Below are 25,666 nucleotides of genomic sequence, written 5' to 3' on the forward strand. Positions count from 1 at the left end.
TTAACGTAGACGAAAGTATTAAGTACTTGGTTTTAAGAATATTAAAAACAGTGCTCTCTCGCCAAAAATAAAAGACAGAATACGCGCATGAACAAAACATTTTTAATTTTGCCTTTATCTACGCTCTTAATTTCCCCGCTTTTTGCACAAGAACTTAGCGTTAATAATGATGATCTCGAAGACGACACCACTATCGAAAAAGTTGAAGTTGTCGGCAAGCGAAGCCCGTTTGGCGCAACAAAAACAAACACACCTATCGTTGAACTTGCACGAACAATTTCCATCGAAACCGCGTCAGACTTAAAGCAAAAGGGAGTGTTAAACCTCTCTCAGTCTGCCACTGATATGTCAGGGGGAAGTGCTTCCTTTGTTTTAAATAAAGTAAACGCGTCGCTTACCTATTCGTTTTAAGGAATACTCATGCTTTCAATTACAGCAGGTGGCTTATCACTTGTGGCCTTGGTGGCCGCATATAGAAGTTGGCGGGCTCAAGTATCACGCTACCTCTATTTGGGCATAGTTTTCTGGTTGGTTTCCACAGTGTGCTGGTCTTATGCACAAGGGTGGGAGTTTGGTTTGTTGTACGCACTGTGTGTTCCAGCGTTTCTAGTGTGGCCATTCATTGCGTTTAACCAAGTACAACTTCCTCAACCTAAAAACGTACCTCAGCCCAGAAGTTTCGATTTTTCCCGTGGTGCGGTTATAGTAAATGTTACCAATTACTTTGTTGTAATGGTTATTTTGCTGGTAATTAGCGTGCTAATTACCCTTGGGGTTTGTGCGTTACTTCCATTTGCTATTGCTGGAAAGTTGGCAACTGGAACCATTCTTTTACCTGTCTTGTGGGGGCTTATTGTTTATCACTACCTCGCTTCTAGTCACAAATTCAAAGTTGTTGGTATATACGCCGTTTTAGCTGCGTTTTGTCTACCAATACTTGCTTTCTTGCCCATGTAGGTGGATATCGATGGATAAAGTTACAAAACAAAATGCATTAAACGCACACACTTGGGCTGGTGTTTTTTTAAGTGTACTCCTTTTTTTAGTATGCCTTTCAGGCACCATTGCTGTTTTTCACTTAGAGTTCGAGCGTTGGGAGCAACCTCATATTGAAGAGATGGAAAATGTCTCACCAGAGGCGGTTGAAAAAGCTATGGATAGCTTTTTAGCAAAACACACAGAAGAATCTCATCATCTCTTTGTTGTGTTTCCTACATCGGATATACCCCGATTGGTCGTTGAAAATGACCACGTAGCCTATTTCGCTGATGGCGAAGGTAATTTGCTGGAAGAAGAAAGTGTGTCCTTTACTCAGATGCTCGTTGATCTTCATTTATATCTGAACCTGGCGCATAGCTGGGGCATGATTTTAGTCAGCGCCTTAGGTGCCATAATCTGTACTCTGGTGATCACGGGTATTATTGCACATAAACGAATTGCAAAAGATGCATTCAAATTGCGAAGAGGTGGCAACGGACAACAGGCGCAAATCGATTTACACAATCGTTTAGGTTTATGGGCCGCGCCGTTTCATTTGCTCATCGGTATCAGCGGTACTTACTTTGGTATGGCCGGTATCATTTTAACTTTAGTTGCTACGGTAAATTACGGTGGCGACAGAGATGCTGTCGTCGATCAAATTTTCACACCGGATCCGGTGCTTGCGCCCCAAAGCGGTAAGCCAGCTATAGGCAAAGCGTTTGGCCAAATGAAAACTTTGGCACCAGAAAAGTCGCCCATTTTTTTAACCGTCCACGAAGTAGGTGAGCCAGAGCAATTTATTGAAATTTACGCGAAAGCGCCGAACAGAATGATTTACGCTGAAGGCTATCGTTTTGACACTGCTGGAAACTTTATCGGTGTAGCAGGGTACGAACACGGGGAATGGGGTAAGCAGTTATTATGGTCAATGTATCGACTCCACTTTGGCGACTTTGCTGGCATGCTTAGTAAGTGGCTTTACTTCATTTTAGGCGTAATGCTGACCGTGCTTTGTGTCTCGGGCATGGAAATTTGGTTATCGAAAAAAGCCCATCCGCGATTAGCGAGTCGTCTGTGGTACAGCATTGTATGGGGGAGCGTTAGCGCGTTGGCGGTAACGGCGGTGGCAGATATGTTATTTGCTGGCTCATTGATTGCAGTATTTTGGGGTGTAATGTTATTGAATATCGCACTCACTGTTGGCATCAAATCACTCACAAAGCCGGTATGGCTATTCCTATCAGGTTTAAGTGTTTTGGCGCTGCTTGTTGTCTACACAGCGGTTCATGGGAACGCAACATTTACGGTTTCTTCACTGCAGTTAAATCTCCCTATGACAATTTATGTACTGTGGAGTATTTGGCGTGGCCTGACTTTGCTAAAACGAGAGAAAATGAATCATGCAGAAAACAAAAGTAAGGTGAAACCTAACCTTTACGATGCAAGTCACGGCGAAAGCGTAAACCTGTGACAAGGGCTTAAATTGCTAGATCACCACGTGGTGGTTTCAAATATAAATCTAATGAGCGTAACTATGATGCAATACGGTCTATGCGACTAGTTACGCTTTTTTCTTTTCCATGTCCCACCATAGATATAGCCTGTCAGCATTTTTGCTTTTTCTTGGCATGCTTTACACACTATTTGCCAGCTCTCGCTTTTATTGCTGCTAATTCTGTATTGTACATCAGCCTCAGCCCCGCAGTTGTCGCAGGGTTTCAAAGGCCTTAACCTTTCCTTTTTACCCAAATGGTTTAACCCTGAAACGTAACTTTCGAAAATAGTTCTTGGCTCTTATTACCTCACCCGATCCTAAATCAGTTTTGCCATTGCAACGGCAAGTGATGAGCCTGAACCTACCAGCTTCCCCCACAATGTCATAAACAACGTGGGCTGTTGAGTCATCAGTGAAAGTGCCTCATCTCTGTGATGTTGCTCGTCAATTTGACATTCCTTAAAGCGATTTATAACGTTAGAAGGAGGCTCTGATAACATTATCATACTGCTACATTGTTTCTCATAGTGTTTGTCTACGAATTGCTCCACACAGTAAATGGTATAAAAAAAACAATTGCGACCCAATAATCGCGGCAAAAAACCGGTAACAAACCCAGCGGCTATCCATGCTGGTAACAGAAAGCTACCTCTGAAGAGCGGCATCTCATGCTCGAAAATAGCGAGGTGACTTTTTTCTGTCCTAAGATGCTCATGAATAAACGGCTTTGTTTTGCTCGGTCTATTTCCAATAATAAAAAGACTTAATAAAAACTCCGCGCAGAGTGCGCCGCGATATATCCATACTGCACCAGTTTCTCCTGCATGGCTTGCACGCAGCTCTTTGTCTACGTGCTTTGCGCAGGAGGTTTCCAATACTTTTGAGTAAAATGGCATGGTGTACCTCAACAACGTTTTGTTTTAAAACGCACAAAAGCCATTTAAAGATGCCACTTTACGAAATTGTAATGCACGGTTAGATCATTGCGCTAAACACGAAATTGAACACGTTGATTAATAGTTCACTATTAAAAAACGAAAGCAGTAAGTTGTATGATTGCTTGTTACCTTGGCTCTCATACAGCCTAAACACCCATGAGGTAAAACAAATGAAAGCAGTGTGGTGTGTCCTTTTACTATGTACTGTTTACTTACTGTTATGGCCTTTGCCCATAGAGCCCGTTGCATGGCAAGCACCAGTCAATGTGGGTTTTGAGGGTAAGTTCGCGCAAAATACACGACTATCTGAGTTAACGCTCGTTGACATGGGAACCGACTATGGACCTGAAGATTTCGCGTTGAATCAGAATGGCACCGTAGCCACATCGAGTCATTCCGGCGCTATTCTTTTGAAGAAGAAAGGCGAGGGCACTTTTTCCCCTTGGGTAAACACGGGCGGTCGTCCCTTAGGCATCGAATATGACAATAAAGGCAATCTTCTTGTCGCTGACGCTCATCTTGGGTTACTCAAGATAAATACGGCGGGTGAAGTCTCTGTGCTGGTTGATGAGGTAAACAAAACTCCTGTCGTGTATGCAGACGATGTAGATATTGCTCAAAACGGCAATATCTATTTTACCGATGCGACCACTAAATTTCCGGCTATGGATAACGGCGGTACCCTTAGTGCCAGCTTGCTTGAGATATTCGAACATAAAGGTAATGGTAGGTTAATTGAGTACAACCCTGATACTGGCAATAGTGTAATACTCATGGATAAGTTGGTGTTCGCGAACGGTGTGACAGTAAGTCACGATGAGCAATCGATACTGGTTAACGAAACCGGAAAATATAGGGTGCTGCGTTATTGGCTGGTGGGGCCGAATAAAGGGCAAGTTGACATACTTATCGATAACTTGCCTGGCTTTCCAGATAACATCAGCCGTGCAGATAATGGCAGTTACTACATTGGCCTTGCGTCGCCGCGCTCAGCCCCCGTCGATATACTTTCTGATAAACCATTTATTCGAAAAATAGTACAGCGCCTTCCTGGCTTTATGCGTCCTCAAGGTAAGCCTTATGGTCATCTCGTTAAAATAAGCGAAATCGGTGAGATAGAAGAAAGTTGGCAAGACCCGACCGGCGCTTTCCCCTTCGTAACTGGTGCGATTAAAACAAAAGATGGGCTCTATGTTAGCAGTCTTACTGCACAAAATGTTGGGCTTTTGCGGTAACAACGGCACCGGTAATAACCGTATCAATGCAAGTCTAATTTAAAGCTATTTAAAAGGAACGTTAGGGAAAGCTTGATAAATTGCTATATAGAAAGGTGACTTAGCCAGTGGACCGAAGACCTTAGAAATATTTTTTGCTAACGCTCGTTTATTTTACAATTAGAAACATTTTAAACTTTTGTTATGTAGTTAGGTTTATAAGGATATGTCATTATCGGCTATGCTATTGTTTAAGTATTGAGCTGTTGGCCTTGGTTAGCCATTTAAAATAAGGACTGTTAAACCTATGAAAGCGTGTGTGTATTCTTCAGTTGCATTAGCGGTAACAATTTCTCTATTGGCAGGATGCGGAGGAGGAGGTGGCTCGTCTAACACGTCACCTGTCGTTACTACACCTACTACACCCGTAACGCCTGACCCAGAATGGGAAAGAGGTGTTTACGAGCCGCAATCACAGTTCATTGCGAAATGCGAAACTCCACGAAGCGGCATCGATCCTTTCACAGGAAATGCTTACCCAGATACGCAAGGTACCGCCATGGATGAGAAGCTTTGGTTGCGTTCTTGGACTAACGATACCTACCTCTGGTATGACGAAGTCGACGATAACGATCCTGAAAATTTCTCCGTATTGGCGTACTTCGATCAACTTAAAACAAACGAATTAACGCCAAGCGGCACGGCAAAAGATAATTTTCATTTTTCACAAGACACCGCAGAATATAATGAGTTATCTCAATCTGGGATATTATCGGGCTTTGGATTTAGTTGGGAATTCGGTTCTACCACGGTGCCAAGAGAGCTAACCGTTCGATTCACCGAGCCAAACTCGCCTGCTGCATCAGCAAACGTACCTCGAGGCGCCAAGGTTGTGAGTATAAACGGCGTTGATTTTGTAAATGATAATACTCAACAAGGCGTGGATGCTATCAACGATGGATTATTTCCTGATGATGCTGGAACAACCACAAGCTTTGAGTTTGAACTGGTTGACGGCACCACACTAACCGCTGACATAACGTCTGATGATATCAGTGTAACCCCAGTGCAAAACGTTAAAGTGCTAAATACCGATAACGGTAAGGTAGGCTATTTTCAGTTCAATAGCTTTATTGTTACAGCGCAAGAAGGGCTGATTGATGCGTTTGATACCTTTGTAGAGGAAAACGTGACAGAGTTGGTCATGGACTTACGCTATAACGGAGGTGGCCGCTTGGCGTTAGCTTCACAGCTTTCATACATGGTAGCGGGCCCAAATCAAACGAACAATGCTACGTTTGAAACTTTGAGATTTAACGATAAGAATCCTACGACCAACCCAGTAACAGGGCAGTCTATTAGTCCAACGCCGTTCTACAGCACCGTTATCGATTATAACGAAGGTTTACTTACTAATACGCTACTTCCAAGCCTATCACTGACGCGAGTTTACGTTATTTCAACAGACGCCACTTGCTCAGCGAGCGAAGCAGTAATGAATGCTCTTCGCGGTATAGACGTAGAGGTAGTTCAAATTGGTTCTACAACTTGTGGTAAGCCATACGGTTTTTATCCTACAGACAACTGCGGTGAGACTTATTTCACTATTCAGTTCCAAGGGGTAAATAACAAAGGCTTTGGCGACTATGCAGATGGCTTTATGCCAACCGCCACGCCTAATTTTGACTTTGAACTGCCCGGATGTGAAGTTGAGGATGACTTTACCACAAGCTTAGGTGCGCCAGAGGAAGGAATGTTAGCTGCAACGCTCGAATATGCTGCTACTGGCTCGTGCCCTGTAGTGGTGACGGGTAACGGTATAGCTGATGTAAAAGCGCTGCGTAGTGATCAAAGTGCGTTAGTGGGCGAAACGCTTATTCCTATCGACACTCCGAATACGCGCAGGGATAACTTCGTTCTACAAAACAAAATTAATCAGCCAGTTATTCAGGAACGAAAATAATGGGTTTGAACAGTAAAATTGCAGGACAGTCAAATTCGTTTGTTGCTCTAGTTCTGCTATCAGCGTCTGTTTTATCGGTAGCGAGTTGTGCTTCTACTAAGGACATTACGTTGCAAAAGGCACTTGCTACATCTATTAGCGATAGCGAAAAGCAAACCATAGAAGATACGATCAGCAATTGGTTTGGCGGTACGCGAATTACTATTGCATCAAATGCTTTTAGTGAAACTTCTAGCGTTACGATTGAAAGAAGAGCAAAACTAGATAGCAGGGGGCTACCCATTGAAGGAAGGCACGATAACCCTTTGTATAGCTTTACATTGCTTAGCGATGGTAAGCAGTGTCTGCTGCGAAATGATCAAACTGAAGCGCTAGCGGAGCTTGCAAACGTGAAGTGTCACGTTAATGAAAAGGTGTAGCGATAAACTTTCGTTGTGGACTACCCCGTAAATTATGAACAACATTAAGTGCTAAGAAGCCGAAGGTAGACTGAAAAAAAACGCCCGATGTTTAGAAATATCGGGCGTTTTTTAGTTTAACGTTTATGCATGCTAGGCTGCTTTTGGGAGCGGTTACGGTTGTTACCACTGCCGTTATTCGCTTTAGACGTATTGGCCCCATTTCTATTTCCGGCCTTGCCTGTGCTTCTGTTGGCGGAATTGCCGTTGGGTTGTTCTTGTGCGTTGCTTTGGTCGTGCTTATTCGCATTTGAATTGCGCCGCCCCTTGTTCGCAGTGTTGCCATCTCGGCCCTTACCTTTACTGTTCTTTCCCTGAAAAGTAGGAGGAAGCCCAGTATGTTTGGTAAGCGCGCGCTCACCACGGCGGCCTTTTTGCGCTTTTTGGCGCTTTTCATCTGCTGTTTCAGGTGGAACAAGGTGTTGAGGACCGCGGCCAATTAGATCTTCGCGCCCCATACGCTTGAGCGCCTCGCGAATTTGCGCAAAATTCTTCGGGTCATGGTATCGCAACATCGCCTTGTGCAATCGACGGTGAATCTCACCTTTTGCAGAAGGCACCTCTTCACTTTCTTTAGTCACTTTACGAAGTGAATTCACTTCTGTGTGGTACATGGTGGTCGCCGTTGCCATTGGCGACGGATAGAAGTTCTGTACCTGATCGAGCTTAAATTTGTTTTCTTTAAGCCAAATCGCAAGGCTTAGCATATCTTCGTCTGTTGTACCCGGATGCGAAGCAATAAAGTAAGGGATGAGGTACTGCTTTTTGCCCGCCTCTTGCGAGTATTTATCAAACAATTCTTTAAAGCGGTGGTAGCTGCCCATGCCCGGTTTCATCATTTTTGAAAGCGGGCCATCTTCGGTGTGTTCTGGAGCGATCTTTAAGTAGCCGCCTACGTGGTGAAGAGCCAGTTCTTTCACGTATTCTGGATCTTCTACTGCTAGGTCGTAACGCACGCCTGAAGCAATCAATATCTTTTTAATTCCAGGCAATTCACGAGCACGGCGGTATAAATCGATAGTTGGCTTATGATCCGTATCCATGTGCGCACAAATGCTAGGGTACACACAAGAAGGGCGACGACATGTTGCTTCTGCTTTCGGGCTCTTACAACGCAGGCGATACATATTTGCGGTTGGTCCGCCTAAGTCTGAAATCACGCCGGTAAAGCCAGGTACGGTGTCGCGAATTTGCTCAATTTCACGAATTATAGAGTCTTCAGAGCGGCTTTGAATAATACGGCCTTCGTGTTCGGTAATTGAGCAGAATGTGCAGCCGCCATAGCACCCGCGCATAATATTAATGCTGAAACGAATCATATCGTATGCAGGGATTTTGGCATCGCCATATACAGGGTGGGGCACGCGCTGATAGGGCAAATCAAACACCGCGTCCATCTCTTCGGTTTCAAGCGGCATGGCAGGTGGATTAATCCAAATGTGTCGGTCGCCATGGCGCTGCATGAGCGCGCGAGCACAACCCGGGTTAGTTTCCTGATGCAAAATACGCGACGTATGGGCGTACAACACTTTGTTGTCTTTTACCGTTTCATATGCAGGCAATTTAACGTACACGTTCTCCCAAGGCTTGCGCTTTTCTTTTTCTTTCTGCGCAGGCTGAATAACAATAGGCGCGGCTTCTGGCGCTTCGCTACTTTTGGTGTCTTTCTCTTGCGAGTCGCATTCAGGCTCCATTTGATAGGGGCTTGAAATTGGATCTATTTTGCCAGGTCTATCAAGCGATGTAGAGTCAACGCCTTGCCACTCAGGTAAGGCCTCTTTCACGATAATCGCAGTTCCGCGAATGTCGCGCAAATCCGCAATATCTTCACCTGCCGCTAAGCGATGGGTGACTTCAACAAGAGGTCGTTCGGCGTTACCAAAAAAGAGCATATCCGCTTTCGAATCGAATAACACAGAGCGGCGTACTTTTTCGCTCCAATAGTCATAGTGCGCAATACGTCGCAAGCTAGCTTCAATACCGCCAACAATAACAGGTACACCTTTAAACGCTTCACGGCAGCGCTGTGAATACACAGTAACCGCGCGGTCAGGGCGCTTACCGCCCACATTGCCTGGCGTGTAGGCATCGTCGTGGCGAAGTTTTTTGTCTGACGTGTAGCGGTTAATCATAGAGTCCATATTTCCGGCTGTTACCCCGAAATATAGGTTAGGCTTGCCCAGCTTCATAAAGTCATCTTTGCTGGTCCAGTCTGGCTGAGAAATAATGCCAACACGAAAACCATGAGCTTCCAGTACACGACCGATAACCGCCATACCGAAACTTGGGTGATCTACATATGCATCGCCCGTTACCAAAATAACGTCACAGCTGTCCCAGCCAAGGGCATCCATCTCTTCCTTTGACATCGGGAGAAAAGGTGCAGTACCCAAACAATGTGGCCAATATTTTGGGTAGGAAAACAGACCGCGATCGGCCTTAATGGTGGCTTGCATAGTAATCACATCTAGATAAATCAGGAAGTTGCTGAGCTAAAGGTAGGCAGAAGCTCAGAATTAGTGCGCAATTATAGCAGTGTTGGCCAAGCTAAGGTATAGCGCTGTCATTAAATAAAATAGCTTTGTATACTCACTTAAACAAAAAAGCCAAAAGACTATGTGTGAGCACACGTTTTTGCGAGTGTTCCGTATGAAAAAGCAACCTGAGTGACGGCTCATCGATAACCGGAGTGCATTCAATAATAGGTGCTTGTATGGCTTGTGTATTTACAACGAAGAGAAATAACAACAACTATGGCGTATTGGCTATTTAAAACGGAACCCGACGCATTTTCTATCGACGACTTAGAAAGTCGACCTGATCAGACGGAACCGTGGGATGGGGTAAGAAATTACCAAGCCCGTAACTTTCTAAGAGACGGTGTAAAACAGGGTGATAAAGTATTTATCTATCATTCCAGTTGCAAAGAGGTAGGTATTGCAGGGGTTGCCGAGGTGGTAAAAGACGGCTATCCAGACACCACACAGTTTAACCCTGAATCAAAATATTACGACCCTAAATCGAGTCAGAACAAACCGCGTTGGTATCGCGTCGATGTGAAATTTGCAGAGAAATTTTCCAGCGTACTTCCACTTTCTGTGATCAAAAGTATGGAAGGTATTACAGAGCTTCCTTTAGTAAAGAAAGGCGGAAGACTTTCTATTATGCCCGTGGAAGAGGTTGAGTGGCAGCAACTTTATGCTGCCGCCAAAGACTAGATCAATGACAAAAGAGTGTGGGCCGCTCTCTTGCTATAAAAAAGCGCCGACATTGAGATGATATCAATAAGTTGAGCTCGCTTGTAAACACCGCGCAGTTCGCCTCGCCGCAAAGTTATTATTTGCCAAAGGCAAATTTTGTATCGGCATCGCGCAATAGGAAAAGGGCAAAGCACGCGCCCCACATGGGCCAGGCTGCAAAAAACAGCAAGTGATTAAAGGCGTCTAGATACTGGGGAAATGAAGAAAGGGTTGACCCACCGTGCAGAATAAAAATAAGGCCGTAGGTGTATTTTTTCGCAATGCCCGCTAGGAAGGACAAAACCAATGCTAGCTGTAAAGCGCCCATAATATAAACAGCGACTTCAGGTACGCCGCCGATACCATAGAATTTTTCGAAAATGGCCATGCCGTGTGCAGGATTAACAAATTTATCAAGGGTCCAAACGAACATAACAATAAAAATAGTTACGCGAAGAGAAAGTAACGACCACTGCAGTCGGTTTTGAATATCGGTGTTGTTTTGCATACATGCCCCAAAAGTATAATAGTGCAAGCATACTAGAACGACCGTTCAAAATAAAAATTTCAATTAATTTTCTGTTTTTAAATATTTTTTGAAAATTAATTGTTCTGAAATTTTTTGATACGCGTATCGGTCTTGTCGAATAAGAATTAAAAATACGGAATTGTTAATGAAAAAAGTAATCGGCCTTGCGCTTAGCACACTCGCACTTGCCATCAGTCAATCGCTCTATGCTCAAGACGTATCAGATATTGAAGTTGTTGAAGTCACCGGCAACCAGCAAAATATAAACACGCTAAATCCCGGCGACAACACACTTAAAGGCATTTTTGGTAGCAGTTTAAGTGCAGCAGAGACCCCGCGGGCGGTAACTTCACTTTCGGCAGAGGCCATTGAAGCACTTAACATTAACGATTTACACGACATCGTAAAAGCAGCGCCCAATGCGTACGCATCAAGCGGGTTTGGTACGCCAAGCTTACCGAGTATACGGGGCCAACTCGGCGAGCTTTTCCAAGATGGCGTGCGTCGTCAAGCTGGCAATAACGGCTTTGGCTTGCCGTTGTCGTTTAATAGCGTTGAGCAAATTGATGTAGTGAAAGGGCCATCACCAGTGCTATTTGGCAGTACCCAACGCAATGGTGGCTTTGTAAACCTTCAAACTAAGGTTGCGCCCACCACAGAAAGCAACGGTAAAGTCACCCTTCGCGCCGGGCGATGGGATCAGTATTCAGCGCAAGTCGATTACGGTACGGCAATAGAAGAAGGCAAAAGTGGCATTCGCTTTAGTGCTGAATACCTAGACCACGGCAGCTTCTATGACTTTGCTGAGCGCGATAGTACAAACCTATTTGTTGCATATCGTTATACACCGAGCGATGCACTAACGTGGGATATCAGCGCTGAATATTACGACACAGATTATCCAGATAACGCAGGTATAAACCGCCCAACACAAGACCTTATCGACAACGGCGTTTATATTACCGGTCAAGGCACTCAGCCAAATGGTAGTTCCGTACCTGGTGCTGGTGCTATTATTTCTCCTACCGGTGAAGTGGTTATTCCTCGTAACCGTGTATTTACTAACCCTGATGACATCAATGGTGCCGAAACCACAGTTATTCGAAGCAATGTAGAATACAAAGTGGCTGATAACGTGGCGCTTCGCAACATTACTTATTACCAATACCTTGAGCGTGAAGAAATTGCGCAAAATAGCTTTGTTGAGATCATTGACGGGGCTGACACGTTCGAAAACCGCACTGAGCTAGATTATAAGTGGAACGACAGCCAAACCACGACGATAGGGTTAGCGCTACGTTACAACGACGTGCTGGGCTATAGCCAGTTTACCACTGAGGCCGATAATCCGATTGATTTAACCGGGCCTATCTCAAATCGCGTTATTCCGCTTACCGATGCCCAAAAAGCCCGATTAGTTGAGCTGCGTCCTGGCGTGTATGTTTCACCGGGTGCGCAATACGATCTAGATGGTGATGGAAGCGGCGACTTTAATTTGTCAGACACCACCGACTCTACCGCATGGCAAACAGGCCTCGCGCTTCAGCAACGCTCTACATGGACAGACAAGTTTTCTACCATTGCTGGCGTGCGTGTCGATTACTACGACGTTGAGGCACGTGACCCACTAGCACCTATTGGTGTTGAAGCGGCTTCAGATTCGTACAGTGATACATTAACCAGCTATCAGTTAAGTGCAGTTTATAAGCTGACAAGCGATGTCAATATATACGCCGCGTTTTCAGAAAACGACGCGACATCGAACAGTATGGCGGGGGGCACGGTGTTAGGCGGTAATAACGAGATTAACCCGCTTAACTTTGCCACTGAAAATACGCTATATGAAGTGGGCGTAAAATACGCGCCGAACAGTAGCTGGTACGCAGAGGCCGCTGTGTTTGACCAGACCCGAAGCTTACGCAATCGCGATGGCAGTAACAGCGGTGTTAAAACACAAGGTTTCGAACTACAAATGTTCTATCAAGCTGATAACGTTTGGGTCAATGCGGCTTATAGTTATTTAGACGCGCGTTTTGATAATTCAGCGGCGTTCCAAGGTACCGCGCAGGTTATCGACGCCTTCGACAACAGTCGCCCAGACATTATTGAAGGTACGGGGGTAGGGTCGCCATCATTTGCTGCCTTCCCTGCATCAGACAGTCGTGTTCAGGGAATTCCGCCACAAATCGCTTCAATTAACGCTGGCTGGCAAATTACAGATGACTTGCAAGTGGGTGCAAGTGCTCTCTATACCAAGTCATTCCCACTAGACTTTCTGCAAACTGTGCATATTCGCGACCAATATACGGTTGACGTAAATGCAGACTATCAAGTAACAGATGACCTTCGATTGCGTTTAGATATCATTAATGTGACCGATGAAGAAAACTGGCAGCCGCTGTTTGAAGGTGGGTATTTCGGTGCGACACTTGTCATGCCAAACGTACCTCGTCACGCTCAAGTTACCATGCAATACGCGTTTTAAGCGCTAAGGATTTTTATGTTTAAAAAAATAGCGCTTTTAGGGGTAATTGTTGCCGCCATATTCAGCTTTTTTTACTTTGATTTAAATAACTATTTAACCCTTCAAGGCATGAAGGATTCTTTAGATACGTTCCAATCGCAAATAGCACAAAACCCGGTGTTGAGCATTGGTGTGTTCTTTGCCATTTATGTTGCAGTAACCGCACTGTCATTGCCGGGGGCGGCTATTTTAACCTTGGCAGCAGGGGCCTTGTTTGGCCTGGTACAGGGCTTGGTTATTGTATCGTTTGCCTCGAGCATAGGCGCAACGCTGGCGTTTTTAGTATCGCGTTTTATTTTGCGCGACACCGTACGCAACAAGTTTAAAGAAAAGCTTAAAAAGATTGATGAAGGCGTGGAGAAACAAGGTGCGTTTTATTTGTTTACATTGCGCCTAGTGCCAGTATTCCCGTTTTTCCTGATCAACCTATTAATGGGGCTGACGTCACTTAAGACATGGACATTCTATTGGGTGAGCCAAGTGGGCATGCTCGCAGGTACTGCAGTGTATGTAAACGCAGGTACCCAGCTTGCACAAATAGACAGTTTGTCTGGCATTGTCTCGCCAGGGCTTATCTTTTCATTTGTCCTTTTAGGCATATTCCCTTGGATTGCTAAAGCTATCGTGGCGGTAGTCAATCGTCGTCGCGTTTACAAAGGCTACAATAAACCGAAGACGTTCGATCGCAACCTAGTGGTAATTGGTGCGGGTGCGGGTGGTTTGGTTACCAGCTACATTGCTGCGGCGGTGAAAGCAAAAGTCACGCTTATAGAAGCTGGGGAAATGGGGGGCGACTGCCTCAACTATGGCTGCGTGCCCAGTAAAGCCATAATAAAAACGGCTAAAGTGGCCAACCAAATGCGCCATGCTGATAGTTACGGTTTGGAGCCAGTAGCCCCTGCCATGTCGTTTAAAAAAGTGATGGCACGTGTACATGACGTGATCGCGGCAATTGCGCCTAATGACAGCGTGGAGCGTTACACTAACTTGGGTGTAGATGTCGTAAAAGGCTATGCGAAGATCATCGACCCATGGACAGTGGAAATTAAAAAGAACGATGGCGGCACGCAAACGCTGACCACAAAGAATATTGTTGTGGCTACAGGCGCAGCGCCCTTTGTTCCTGACCTACCCGGTATTGAGCAAAGTGGTTATGTCACCTCTGACACCTTATGGACCAAATTTGCTGAGCTTGAAAACGCGCCAAGACGCTTAGTTGTGCTGGGAGGTGGGCCTATTGGTTGTGAACTAGCTCAAGCCTTTTCACGTCTTGGCAGCGAAGTGACACAAGTTGAACGGGCTCCTCGCTTAATGGGCCGCGAAGATGCAGACGTGGCCGAATACGCGGAATCTGTGCTGCGTGAGAATGGCGTTAACGTATTAACCTCTCATGATGCTCTTCGCTTTGAGCAACAAAATGGCGAAAAAGTGCTAGTGGTAGCAAAAGAAGGTGTTGAATCTACCATTGCCTACGACCAAGTTATTGTGGCTGTGGGGCGAAAGGCACGCTTGCATGGATTTGGTCTTGAAGATTTAGGTATTCAATTTGATAGAACCATTGAAACCGATGAATACTTGCAAACCCTCATGCCAAATATTTTTGCTGCTGGCGATGTAGTAGGGCCTTATCAATTTACCCACGTTGCCGCACATCAAGCATGGTATGCGGCGGTTAATGCGCTTTTTGGCACGTTTAAAAAGTTCAAAGTCGATTATCGCGTTATCCCCTGGACAACGTTTATCGACCCAGAAGTAGCCAGGGTTGGTTTAAGCGAGCGGGATGCTGCAGAACAAGATATCGATGTAGAAGTTACCCGCTATGAATTTGCAGAATTGGACCGTGCAGTTGCCGAGAGTGCGCGTAAGGGTTTTATAAAGGTGCTTACGCCGCCAGGTAAAGACAAAATACTGGGCGTGACTGTGGTCTCTGAACATGCAGGTGATTTAATTGCCGAATTTGTTATTGCCATGAAGCATGATCTGGGGCTTAACAAAATTCTTGGCACTATTCACGCTTATCCTACGTGGGCTGAAGGCGCAAAATATGCAGCAGGCAATTGGAAGCGCGCCAATGCACCTGAAAAACTACTTAGCTACGTAGAGAAATTCCACACATGGCGCAGAGGGTAATCGTTGTGGAAACTAACCAAGTGATTCCAAAGCGTAAATTGGCGTTTCTATTTCGTAGTATTGCAGCAAGCAGCATAGCGCTGTTTGCTGCAAGCGTAAGTTTCTATGCTAGCGCTGAAGAGGGCTTGCATAGCACGTTTGATAATTTACTAAGTAAGTATGTAACGCCGATTTCCAACGGCGCAAGTACACAAGTAGATTACGATGGCTTTAAAAAAGAGCGGACCAGGCTTAACGAGTATTTAGCGCGATTGGCTAAGGTCGAGCAAAGTACATTCGATTCATGGAATAAGGATAAACAGCTCGCTTTTCTGATTAACGCATACAACGCCTACACTATCGAGCTTATTTTAACTGAGTACCCAGATATCGAATCCATTCGAGATTTAGGCAGTTTCTTTTCCTCGCCTTGGAAAAAAGAAACAGCGCCGCTGCTAGGCGAAACTCGCACGTTAGATGAAATTGAACACGAACTTATTCGCGGTACAAACCAAACTACAAAAACCTATAACGAGCCTCGCATTCATTTCGCGGTGAATTGTGCCAGCGTAGGTTGCCCGGCGCTTCGTGAAGAAGCTTACACAGGGGGTAAACTAGACGTACAGCTAGAGGCACAAACTAAGCGATTTTTGGCTGATGGCTCTCGTAATAAAATGAGCGATAACACACTTCACTTATCAAAAATATTTGATTGGTACAGTGAGGATTTTGAACGTAAAGAGGGCGAATGGCGCGGCACATCAAAGCTTACCGAGTTTATTTTGCTGTACAAAGACGCAATGCAGTTAACCGAAGCGCAAGTTTCTGCGTTAAAAAATGATACTGCTGACATTGAATACCTAAACTATGACTGGGCGCTTAATGCTACGCGGTAACATTAACAGGCGCGCTAAGGGGGCACCCAAATGAATTCAGGGTGGCAAGCTAAGGGACAGTTAAGTACAAATAGACCCTTGTGTACCCCCATGCAGGTATTCTTTTTTACCTGCATAGTCGTTTTGTCAGTATTTGCTTTAGCCCAGCCCGCGGTGGGCAAAACCAACGATGAAGCAGCCGGCGAAAAAGCACCTCTTGTTCGATTTAATGCCTGGGGTGGTAGCGCCCAGGTCAATGGCTATCTTCAGTGGGTAGCCGAGCAAGTAAAAACCCGTTTTAATATTGAGCTTCAGCATGTAAAGCTGGCTGACACCAGTGATGCAGTTTCTCGTGTGCTTGCTGAAAAGGCGTCAGGGAATCACAATAACGGCAGTGTTGACCTTATTTGGATAAACGGCGAAAACTTCGCGGCAATGAAAAAGCACGACCTGCTTAGTGCTTCGTGGGTAGGTGAACTTGACAACTTTAGCCTAACTAATCCTGATGAAAACCCCGCTGTAACCACAGACTTTGGTGAGCCTACTTTAGGAATGGAGGCGCCTTGGGGCAAAGCGTCTATGGTTTTTTACTACCGTAGCGCACACTTTAATACGCTAGGGCTAATGGCACCGAAAACCATTGAAGAACTTCTACGATTTAGCCAAAAGTCACCGGGTAGATTTACCTACCCAGTACCGAGCGATTATTTAGGTATTAGTTTTATCAAGTATGCAGCGCTTGGACTCAATAAAGACAAACGAGGCCTGTTCTATCAACCAGTAAACGATAAAGCGTTAAACGCGGTTTTACCGAGTTTGTGGGCGTATCTTGATGCGCTGCATCCTACTATGTGGCAGCAGGGTAAGCACATGTTACGGCAAGCCTCCCAACTGCAACGTTTAGTGGGAACGGGCGAGCTTTCAATGGCCTTCTCTTTTACCGCTGCAGAAATTCCTTCGGCGGTAACTCGTTTCGATTTACCTGACGATGTTCGTACTTATGTTATGCAAGACGGCAGCCTGGCAAACGTACATTTTGTAGGGCTTACATATAATTCAAAGAACAAAGCGGCGGCCAAAACGGTGGTTAACTTTTTGCTTTCACCGCAGGCACAAGCTAAAAAACAGGCGGTAGAGGTGTGGGGAGACGATACCGTGCTTGATCTTGAAAGCCTCTCAGCGTCAGACCGAGCGCTTTTCGTACAAGATAATATTCACCCATCGGCGCTGGATAAGTCTCAACCAACCGTATTGCTGGCTGAACCTCATTCAAGCTGGACTGATGCATTGCGAGAAGCTTGGTACGAACGCTACGGAGCACGCTATTAATGTTCGCTCAATTTACCCGGTTTGCACGCTGGTGCTTATTACTTTTACTGTGCATTCCTGTTTTAGCTGGATTGGTTGGGGTGGCATTTCCTGCGTTAGGCTATTTCCCTGCCATAGGTGCCAACACCTTTTCATTCGACATATTTAAAACGCTATTTTCTCTTGATGATATTTGGCAGATGGTGTGGCTTTCACTTTTTACTGGGGTGGGGTCCACATTGCTGGCGATAGCTGGCGCGTTTTTATTATTAGCTTCGTTTTATCAATCGAATTGGCTTAACAAAATACAAGGCTTATTGAGCCCGTTTCTTGTTTTTCCACACGCCGCTGCCGCCATTGCCTTGCTATTTGTATTCAGCCCGTCAGGCATATTTGCTCGGATAGCTGCAGTTGGAACGAACTTTGCCATTCCTGGTGCCGGCGACGCTTTTTTCCCATATGATGCTTTTTTTCCATACGACTCTGGGGGGCTAAGCGTACTGCTGGCGTTAAGCTTAAAAGAGCTGCCGTTTATTATTTTAATGGCGTTAAGTGTGATGTCCCAGCCATTAGTGAAAAGTAAACTTTCTGGCTATATCAAAGTGGGCACGGCACTTGGCTATTCGCCCGTGGCAACCTTTTTTAAGCTTTTAATGCCCACTGTCTTCACACAAATCAGATTACCTATATTAGCAGTGTTGGTCTTTGCCACCTCTAACGTGGAAATTCCGCTTATATTAGGAGGGAATAACCCCAGCACCCTGGCCGTGGCCATTATGCATTGGTTTAATCATATCGATTTATCTATGCGCCTATTGGCAAGCAGTGCAGCCGTGCTTCAGGTTGCCGTTAGTGGTTTGGCGTTACTGTTGTTGTTAGGTGTCGAGCGTATAGTGATATATGCGGGAAGGAAAAGGCTTTCGAAGGGGAATAGGCGCTTTTTTGATCGCCTTGTGCAATGCGCCGCTTATAGTACGGTAGCACTATACGTTGCTTTAATTGGCGCGGTGGTTTATTCGGTGCTTATGTACTCAATTGCTAAGCAGTGGCTGTACCCTGATTTATTGCCACAAGGTACAACGCTATTGCATTGGCGAATAGCACTTGAAACTCTCGCAACGCCACTTTCTAATAGTTTATTACTAGGCATACTGGTAAGTACCTCAGCATTGGGGCTAGTGCTATTTACACTTGAAAGTGAACAGCTTAAACCCGCAGGTGTAAATGCAGACAGGGCTTTTTCCGTCTCACTGTTTTTGCCGCTATTAGTACCCGGCGTGGCTTTTTTATATGGCTTGGTTTGGTTCCAGCAACTCGTGCTGCAAGACGCTGTTTGGTTTCACACCTACATTGCCCATATGGTTTATGTCGTTCCCTACGTGTTTTTGTCTATGGCGGTAGCCTATCGCAAATTCGACATACGATACGCAAAGGTTGCACAAAGCTTGGGGAAAACGCCCTGGCAAGTGTTCTACCATATTAAATTGCCATCCCTGTTTTCCGCCATTATGGTGGCCTGGGCGCTTGGGCTTGCTATTAGCTTCAGCCAGTATTTACCTACATTATTGGCCTCGGGAGGCACTATTGCCACTATCACTACAGAAGCCGTAGCGTCAGTGTCGGGAAGCAGTACGCGCTTAACGGCGGTATTCGTTATTATCCAAGCGATTATGCCTTTAGTTGGCTTTGTAATAGCGTGGTATTTACCCGCCGCTTTAGTGAAAACGGGTAGCAAAGTACGTACTTCAGAAAAAAAGAGCAGGGCAGTATTACATGGCGCTTAGATTAGAAAATTTGGTGGTTTCTCATGCACAAAACACACTATTAAAAGTGAATGTATGTGTGAAAGACGGAGAAATTTTAACGGTAATGGGGCCTAGTGGGGCCGGAAAGTCTACCTTGCTGCAGGCTATTACTGGTCAACTTAACGCGCCGTTCAGTTTTAGCGGTATCATCAAAATTAATGGGGCGGTGGTAAACGACAAAGCCGCTCACTTGCGTAAAGTAGGCATAATGTTCCAAGACGCCTTGCTCTTTGAGCACATGACGGTAGCTGAAAATATTGCCTTCGCCATGCCTTCAGACAGTCACGCTAACCGAAAAGCTAAAATGCAGGCTATCGATGAAATGCTTAGCGCTGTCGACTTGAAGGGCATAGGGGAACGCGCAGTCACTTCATTATCAGGAGGGCAGCAATCCCGTGTTTCTCTGCTAAGAACGCTAGCTTCCGAACCTGACGTCGTATTGTTAGACGAGCCTTTTAGTAAGCTAGATTTTGCTCTTCGTGAGCAAATTCGTAGCTGGACATTCGTGCAGCTTAAAGCGCGAAACATTCCCGCAGTTCTTGTAACACACGACAAAGAGGACGCCATTGCAGCCGGCGGTCAAATAATAGAGCTATCATCATGCTAGACGCGAAAATTACCCCATTTATTAAACCGCTATTAAAGCCCTTGATCACAAAACTGGATGCAACAGGCATTAGCCCGAATCAAGTTACTGTGGCAGGCTTCATTATAGGTATTTTCGCTGTTCCCTTTATTATTCTTAACTGGTGGGGAATGGCACTTAGCTGCATTATACTCAACAGGGCGTTTGACGGTATTGACGGTGAGTTAGCGCGCTATCAACAAAGTAGCAGCAGTGCAGGTGGGTTTCTTGATATATGCCTAGACTTTTTGTTTTATGCATCTATCCCCTTGGCATTTGGTATTGCTGATCCTATCAACTGGGGCATACCAGCAATAGTGCTACTTGCCACATTTATCGGTACGGGCAGTAGCTTTTTGGCTTTTGCCATTGCAGCTGAAAAATTTGATATCGACAGACCACAGTTCGCTAACAAGAGCTTTTATTATATGCAGGGGTTAACCGAGGGCACAGAAACAATTCTCATGTTTCTAGCTTTCTGCATCTGGCCCGAGCATTTCGCGGCACTTGCTTATATTTTTGCCGCTGCTTGCGCGGTAACGGTGATCACCCGAATTGCAGGTGGGTTCAGCACCTTAAATAAAGTAGAACAAAGTCAGTGTTCGGCAACTGATTAGATTGAGGGCGTCACAACTTATAAGGGTAGGGTGCCAGAACTGCGCCTTCTCTGTGGACAAAGCGTAATTAGTAGTTAAGAAGTAAATATGAAATCAAGTCGAAAAGAGAGCTACAGTGGATAATGCGTCTGTTATTCGTCTAAGTGTATTTCTTGGTATCTTTGCCTTTATGGCCGTACTGGAGTCCTTGTTTCCAGCGCGTAATGCCGTGCTAGATAGAAAAACACGCTGGGTAGGAAACCTATCCATGGTGGTGTTAGGGGCACTAGTATCTAGAGTTTTACTTCCCGCAACGTTAGTTGGCGTATCCATATGGGCTCAGCAAGAGGGCGTTGGGCTGTTTAACCTAATGACAGGTCAAATAGACAGCATTTCGTTGTCCAAAGAACCAACGAATAATACCCAATACGGCAGTTATTTTTTTGTTGGTATAGTGGTAACAAGCGTACTGCTGCTAGACATGCTTATTTACTGGCAACACCGGTTGTTTCATACAGTGCCTCTTCTATGGCGCTTCCACAAAATGCATCACGCCGATAGCCATGTGGATACCACTACAGGCCTTAGATTTCACCCCGTGGAAATTGCTATTAGCCTAGGTGTTAAAGCTTTGGCCGTAGCGATATTAGGCATACCAGCCATTGCTATTGTTATCTTTGAAGTTGCACTTAATGGGTTTGCGCTATTTAACCACGCTAACATTCGATTGCCGCAAAAGTGGGATGACAGAGTGGGCTGGGTGCTTATTACACAACGCTTGCACCGCATACATCATAGCCAAGCAAAGGCAGAATCAAATTCTAACTATGGCTTTAGCGTATCTTGGTGGGACAGACTTTTTAAAAGCTTTACCCCCAGAGCGAAGCAAAGCGACGAAACACTTTCCATAGGCCAACGGGATGTGCCTGCGGTAAAAGAAAATGCTTCAATTCGTGCCTTGCTACTGCAACCTTTTAAAAGCAACTAGTTAGCAAGTAAAAAGGCTGTCTATCAATAATAGTTTTACGCTTGTATGGCGAAGAAAGGCTTAGCTACAGCCAAGTCGCATAGCTAGCTCACCGACCCTGCCTTCAATGGTTTGCTCACTTTCATCGGGTAATACTGGCATGATATCTAACCCGGTTCTCGCTTCTACTTCGTCAATGGTAACTTGCGTGGCGCAGTAATCATCACGGCGAGAAGCATTTTGCTGCATGATAAATGCAGAGGCTTCCATTAAACCGTTAACTTCACTCACGATAACTTTGAAATAACCGCTAGGGATGCTATGCAACTCATCTGCATCGGGTAACGCAGCGAAAAACCATTCATACAAAGGACCTGATACCACATAGACATCTTGACCTGTTCTAACGAGACTGCGAACCGCGTTTTCCAGCTTCACCCATGGACCTTGGTTTAAATCAGAGTCTTGAGGCGTAATGTTTGAAAGGTAATTCAACTCTCGCCAATTAGGTGAGTTACTAAAAGAAGCAAGAGGAACTTGATGCCCTCTATCGGTGCCTATGCCCCGCCACGCGCCCCTGTAGTCATTAGGCTCTAGCGTGCTTTCATCATCCAATTCAGGGTCTGCTTTCCAGTTGCGGCTTCTAGTTGGGCCGTCGATAGTCTCTGGGGTGACGTGATACGCCACCCAGTTTGCGAACTTTGTTTGAGGGTTATTATGCAGCGTGTATATAGAGCGGGTAATGGTTTGCCCGTTTAAACCAATGGGGCAGCTGAAAACACAGTTTTCAGCAAAAGTATCAAATGCAGTGAAAACAAAGGATATAGCAAGAGATACAACAACACTTCTCTTCATTTTTTGACTCTGTTTTAGTGGTAGCAATTTCTCGCACGTGAGGCTGTTCACATTTTGAGATGACTAAAGTCAACTGGCCCGAAGTACAGTTTTCTAATTCCACGAATAGTACGTAAGACGTATCAAAAAACAAGAGATTGTTTGCTAAGTAGGAATGTGCTTTCGCGCGGTTTTACAGTTTTACATCATAGTCATCGCTTTAAAAACTAAGTAACCGGTACCTAGCTGAAGCGTCATGCCTATCGCAAGAAACACGCCATCTCGATTAGTCATACCTAGGGCTGTTATACAAAGCGCAAAGGCAGGTAGGGCGACGGCAAAGGGAAGCGCTTCTAGCGGGATCATACAAAGTGCAGCAATGGCGCAATACGCGGCAATAACATTTTTAGCAGAAGTGTCAGATAAAAAAGTTAGGCGAGGTTTAAGTAACTTTTCAGTTTTTCTTACATAGGGTTTAGCTTTATCTATTGCGCTTTCTAACTTATCGGAATCAACTTCTTTTTCCTTTAGAGTGCGGGGGAGCCATGGGCTTTTCTGCCCGATAGCCACTTGTATGCAAATAAAAAACAACGTTATTCCGCATATTGTTGGTACGCCTGGGATAGCGCCGGTAGGGAGTAGTGCGACTAACGCTGGAACCAGCAGTAAGGGGCCAAACCCTCTGTCTTCAAAGCGCTCTATAACTTTTCCTAGAGACGTCTTGTCAGAATTTTCATCATACATCTCATCTAACAAATCAGCGATGGAGTTACTCATAATATGCAGTCAAATCCTTTTTTAAACGGCCACGTCTGTAATGAATACGCCAATTTCTTAAATAAGTTTAATAAAACGCGAGGTGTACTTTTTACTATTGGTCGTGCTTTGCTACATTTAAAGAATGTTCATGTTTGGGGATGCGCTTGAGTAGTGAAGATATTGTTGCCGTTTTAAAGCAAATGCCATCAAGTATTTTGTTTAAACGTATTAATAGGGAGGAAGTTTATTGCAGCACGGGGTTTGAAAAAACGTTTGGGATTACAAAATTGAACGGTCTCGACGAGAGTTCAATAATGTTTTTTGACAGCCAGTCTAAACAAAAAGCTGCCGCAAATACGCTTCCTTTCTATATCGCTGCTACTGAGGGGACCGTATCCCAACAGTACAGGGTGCAAACTCAATGTCGAGCCATGAATTGCCACGTAGAGGGTGGAATTATCACCACGTCAGAAGACAACTGGCTGGTACTTTATATTAGACCTGACGGAAGTGATTTGGTTGCCAACAATCAACAAGGCTCTGCAGCGGGCAAGCATATTGTTTTTAATCAATTGCTTTCAGACTTTTCTTCAAAGCTTATTAATGCAAGTGTTAACGAGTTAGACAATATTATTGATCAGGCTCTTGCTGGATTTGGAGAGTTTAGCAATGTGGATAGGTGCTACCTATTTGAGTTCAGCGAAGACATGGCGCTTATGTCGAACACCCATGAATGGGTTGCAGCGGGGGTTTCACCTTTTATTGATGAGCTGCAAAATATGCCAACTAGCTCGCTGCCCTTCTTCACGAGTCATATTGCAAACGGTTTATTTAAAGTAGACGACGTGTCGTCGCTCCCCGAGAGTGCTGCGGCGGAAAAAGCGGTTTTTGAAGAGGAGCGCATCTTTTCTATTTTGTGTGTTCGTATTATGGTGAACGATACCCCATACGGTTTCATTGGCTGTGACATCATAGGTAGTCCTTATTCATGGAATACATTTGATATTCAATATCTGCGCCGAATAGGGGAGATGCTAGGTAACACGTTACAAAGTCTACACAATCGCAAAATTTTACAAAAAATGCAGTTCGAACTTCTTGAGGCTAATAAGCAGCTTGAACAGCTAGCAAACATAGATGGCCTTACCGGTATTGCAAATAGGCGTCTATTCGACACTACATTAAAACGTGATATTCAAAGATGCCAAGAGCAGGAGCTTGCGCTTAGCCTACTTCTTATCGATGTGGATTTCTTTAAGCAGTATAACGATGACTACGGGCACGTTGCCGGCGATAAGGTTCTGATAAAAATTGCAGAGACCTTATCTAACAGTTGTTTAGGCAGTGATGATTTAGTTGCCCGGTATGGTGGTGAAGAGTTTGCGATTATTTTACCCGGAACAGACAACATTGCCGCTAAAGCAATTGCTTCTCGCATATTACGCAATGTCACGCTTTTGAATATACCGCGCGAGGCTTCCGCGTATGACAAAAAACTTACGGTAAGTGTTGTTTGTTCTTGCTTCAACCACCACTCATATCAATCCTTATTCATTGCCCTATCAACATTGATCTATTACTCATTTTAATCACAGTAACAAATGTGATTAAAAATAATCACATCCTATTTTGTGATTGTTTTTTGTTGTGTTGAGTGTAAGGTGTATACTTGCTATATCAAAAGCGTCATATCGAGATATGTGATGTAAAGGAAGCGGCGATGTCAAACTCAAAAACAACAAGTACTACGCAATCCAATAGTGCGGACGGTCTATCCCAAGCGCCTCATAAATATAATATGCTAGGTGTGATAACCGGCGACATTTCGAATTCTCAAACGTTTTCCAATGACGAACTTAATCACATACTCGAAGCGTTAAAATTACAACTTTCAAAATACGCGTCACAGTATGTAGGCAACTTCGATATGTATCGAGGCGATGCGTTTCAACTTGCTGTGACGCAGCCTCAGCACTGCATGCAAATTGCAATTGGTATACGATTAGCCTTGAAGGCTCTCCCTTTGAGTGCAGATGTGAGGGTAAGCGCTGCAATAGGAGAAGCTCAATTTCGACAGCAAGAGGTAAAAATTGGTACAGGCGAGGCCTTTGTTCTATCGGGGCGGGGCCTTGATACAATAAAACCCCAATATATTGCGTTTTCTTGTCAGAATGAGCAACTAGAGAATAAAACGAAATTACTCACACGATTTGCCGATGCGCACATATCCGGTCTTACGCAAATACAATCGCAAACTGTGCTTGCTTACTTGGAGGCAAAAGATAAAAGTCATGAGAACATTGCGACCATACTTAATAAAAACAGAAGCAATATAAGCCGTATTCTAAACGCCAGTAATTATAAGTTAGTTGCAGAATATCTCAGCTACATGGAAGAAGAAATTGCATCTTGGCAGCAAAGCTGCGACGCGGAAAAATGACAATAGC

The 25,666-nt window shown here is 44.8% G+C and carries 22 protein-coding genes; 17 read left to right on the plus strand and 5 right to left on the minus strand.

Features of this window, described 5'->3' with window-relative positions:
• Nucleotides 1-87: 87 nt before the first annotated feature.
• The 3 genes from ACM0P2_RS08910 to ACM0P2_RS08920 are packed head-to-tail and all read left to right on the plus strand — an operon-like array spanning nt 88 to nt 2,452.
• Nucleotides 88-411: a hypothetical protein gene (locus ACM0P2_RS08910; protein WP_159117402.1), complete on the plus strand. Its 324-nt coding sequence runs from the start codon at nt 88-90 to the stop codon at nt 409-411.
• 9 nt (nt 412-420) lie between these two features.
• On the plus strand, nt 421-957 hold the full coding sequence (locus ACM0P2_RS08915) for a hypothetical protein (RefSeq protein WP_419227597.1): 537 nt from the start codon (nt 421-423) through the stop codon (nt 955-957).
• A 10-nt stretch (nt 958-967) separates the two neighbouring features.
• Nucleotides 968-2,452 carry a PepSY-associated TM helix domain-containing protein gene (locus ACM0P2_RS08920; protein ID WP_419227598.1) on the plus strand — a complete coding sequence of 495 codons (1,485 nt, stop codon included), beginning with the start codon at nt 968-970 and terminating at the stop codon, nt 2,450-2,452.
• 341 nt (nt 2,453-2,793) lie between these two features.
• Here the strand turns inward: ACM0P2_RS08920 and ACM0P2_RS08925 are convergent, their stop codons facing one another.
• Nucleotides 2,794-3,372 carry a demethoxyubiquinone hydroxylase family protein gene (locus tag ACM0P2_RS08925; protein WP_159117405.1) on the minus strand — a complete coding sequence of 193 codons (579 nt, stop codon included), beginning with the start codon at nt 3,370-3,372 and terminating at the stop codon, nt 2,794-2,796.
• Between the two features lie 212 nt (nt 3,373-3,584).
• Here ACM0P2_RS08925 and ACM0P2_RS08930 point away from each other — a divergent pair, with 212 nt between their 5' ends.
• From ACM0P2_RS08930 to ACM0P2_RS08940, 3 genes are all read left to right on the plus strand, one after another.
• Entirely contained in the window at nt 3,585-4,649 is a 1,065-nt protein-coding gene (locus tag ACM0P2_RS08930; RefSeq protein ID WP_419227599.1) for an SMP-30/gluconolactonase/LRE family protein, read from the plus strand.
• A 286-nt stretch (nt 4,650-4,935) separates the two neighbouring features.
• Nucleotides 4,936-6,591, plus strand: coding sequence for a S41 family peptidase (locus tag ACM0P2_RS08935; protein WP_419227600.1), 1,656 nt, complete (start codon nt 4,936-4,938; stop codon nt 6,589-6,591).
• Nucleotides 6,591-7,010 carry a hypothetical protein gene (locus ACM0P2_RS08940; RefSeq protein ID WP_159117408.1) on the plus strand — a complete coding sequence of 140 codons (420 nt, stop codon included), beginning with the start codon at nt 6,591-6,593 and terminating at the stop codon, nt 7,008-7,010. Before ACM0P2_RS08935 ends, ACM0P2_RS08940 begins: the two co-directional genes overlap by 1 nt.
• Nucleotides 7,011-7,126: 116 nt before the next feature.
• Here ACM0P2_RS08940 and ACM0P2_RS08945 read toward each other — a convergent pair whose 3' ends face one another.
• Nucleotides 7,127-9,505 carry a YgiQ family radical SAM protein gene (locus ACM0P2_RS08945; RefSeq protein ID WP_419227601.1) on the minus strand — a complete coding sequence of 793 codons (2,379 nt, stop codon included), beginning with the start codon at nt 9,503-9,505 and terminating at the stop codon, nt 7,127-7,129.
• 297 nt (nt 9,506-9,802) lie between these two features.
• On the opposite strand from ACM0P2_RS08945, the gene ACM0P2_RS08950 reads away from it, so the two are divergent.
• Nucleotides 9,803-10,267, plus strand: a complete 465-nt coding sequence (locus ACM0P2_RS08950; protein ID WP_159117410.1) for an EVE domain-containing protein — start codon at nt 9,803-9,805, stop codon at nt 10,265-10,267.
• Between the two features lie 118 nt (nt 10,268-10,385).
• On the opposite strand, the gene ACM0P2_RS08955 is transcribed toward ACM0P2_RS08950, so the two are convergent.
• Nucleotides 10,386-10,796, minus strand: coding sequence for a hypothetical protein (locus tag ACM0P2_RS08955; protein ID WP_159117411.1), 411 nt, complete (start codon nt 10,794-10,796; stop codon nt 10,386-10,388).
• A 166-nt stretch (nt 10,797-10,962) separates the two neighbouring features.
• Here ACM0P2_RS08955 and ACM0P2_RS08960 point away from each other — a divergent pair, with 166 nt between their 5' ends.
• The 8 genes from ACM0P2_RS08960 (at nt 10,963) to ACM0P2_RS08995 (ending at nt 21,647) form a co-directional block, all read left to right on the plus strand.
• Nucleotides 10,963-13,302 carry a TonB-dependent receptor gene (locus ACM0P2_RS08960; RefSeq protein ID WP_419227602.1) on the plus strand — a complete coding sequence of 780 codons (2,340 nt, stop codon included), beginning with the start codon at nt 10,963-10,965 and terminating at the stop codon, nt 13,300-13,302.
• 15 nt (nt 13,303-13,317) lie between these two features.
• Nucleotides 13,318-15,471: an FAD-dependent oxidoreductase gene (locus tag ACM0P2_RS08965; RefSeq protein WP_159117413.1), complete on the plus strand. Its 2,154-nt coding sequence runs from the start codon at nt 13,318-13,320 to the stop codon at nt 15,469-15,471.
• On the plus strand, nt 15,456-16,346 hold the full coding sequence (locus tag ACM0P2_RS08970; protein ID WP_159117414.1) for a DUF547 domain-containing protein: 891 nt from the start codon (nt 15,456-15,458) through the stop codon (nt 16,344-16,346). The genes ACM0P2_RS08965 and ACM0P2_RS08970 overlap by 16 nt, the downstream gene beginning before the upstream one ends.
• 90 nt (nt 16,347-16,436) lie before the next feature.
• A complete protein-coding gene (locus tag ACM0P2_RS08975; protein ID WP_373995994.1) occupies nt 16,437-17,654 on the plus strand; it encodes an ABC transporter substrate-binding protein in 1,218 nt (405 codons plus the stop codon).
• Complete coding sequence (locus ACM0P2_RS08980; RefSeq protein WP_419227603.1) at nt 17,654-19,417, plus strand: ABC transporter permease; 1,764 nt, start codon at nt 17,654-17,656, stop codon at nt 19,415-19,417. Before ACM0P2_RS08975 ends, ACM0P2_RS08980 begins: the two co-directional genes overlap by 1 nt.
• Nucleotides 19,407-20,045, plus strand: coding sequence for an ATP-binding cassette domain-containing protein (locus tag ACM0P2_RS08985; RefSeq protein ID WP_419227604.1), 639 nt, complete (start codon nt 19,407-19,409; stop codon nt 20,043-20,045). Before ACM0P2_RS08980 ends, ACM0P2_RS08985 begins: the two co-directional genes overlap by 11 nt.
• Entirely contained in the window at nt 20,039-20,680 is a 642-nt protein-coding gene (locus tag ACM0P2_RS08990) for a CDP-alcohol phosphatidyltransferase family protein (protein ID WP_173358732.1), read from the plus strand. The genes ACM0P2_RS08985 and ACM0P2_RS08990 overlap by 7 nt, the downstream gene beginning before the upstream one ends.
• Before the next feature lie 115 nt (nt 20,681-20,795).
• On the plus strand, nt 20,796-21,647 hold the full coding sequence (locus ACM0P2_RS08995) for a sterol desaturase family protein (RefSeq protein WP_159117418.1): 852 nt from the start codon (nt 20,796-20,798) through the stop codon (nt 21,645-21,647).
• A gap of 60 nt (nt 21,648-21,707) precedes the next feature.
• On the opposite strand, the gene ACM0P2_RS09000 is transcribed toward ACM0P2_RS08995, so the two are convergent.
• Both ACM0P2_RS09000 and ACM0P2_RS09005 read right to left on the minus strand, forming a co-directional pair.
• Nucleotides 21,708-22,481, minus strand: coding sequence for a DNA/RNA non-specific endonuclease (locus ACM0P2_RS09000; protein WP_419227605.1), 774 nt, complete (start codon nt 22,479-22,481; stop codon nt 21,708-21,710).
• A gap of 180 nt (nt 22,482-22,661) precedes the next feature.
• Entirely contained in the window at nt 22,662-23,237 is a 576-nt protein-coding gene (locus ACM0P2_RS09005) for an exopolysaccharide biosynthesis protein (protein ID WP_159117420.1), read from the minus strand.
• A 146-nt stretch (nt 23,238-23,383) separates the two neighbouring features.
• Here ACM0P2_RS09005 and ACM0P2_RS09010 point away from each other — a divergent pair, with 146 nt between their 5' ends.
• Together ACM0P2_RS09010 and ACM0P2_RS09015 are read left to right on the plus strand one after the other, a co-directional pair.
• Nucleotides 23,384-24,808, plus strand: coding sequence for a diguanylate cyclase domain-containing protein (locus ACM0P2_RS09010; RefSeq protein ID WP_159117421.1), 1,425 nt, complete (start codon nt 23,384-23,386; stop codon nt 24,806-24,808).
• Nucleotides 24,809-24,939: 131 nt separating this feature from the next.
• Nucleotides 24,940-25,659, plus strand: a complete 720-nt coding sequence (locus ACM0P2_RS09015) for a hypothetical protein (RefSeq protein WP_419227606.1) — start codon at nt 24,940-24,942, stop codon at nt 25,657-25,659.
• Nucleotides 25,660-25,666 lie beyond the last annotated feature (7 nt).

The organism is Alteromonas sp. OM2203 (assembly GCF_048517045.1).
Taxonomy (GTDB): Bacteria; Pseudomonadota; Gammaproteobacteria; order Enterobacterales; family Alteromonadaceae; genus Alteromonas; species Alteromonas gracilis.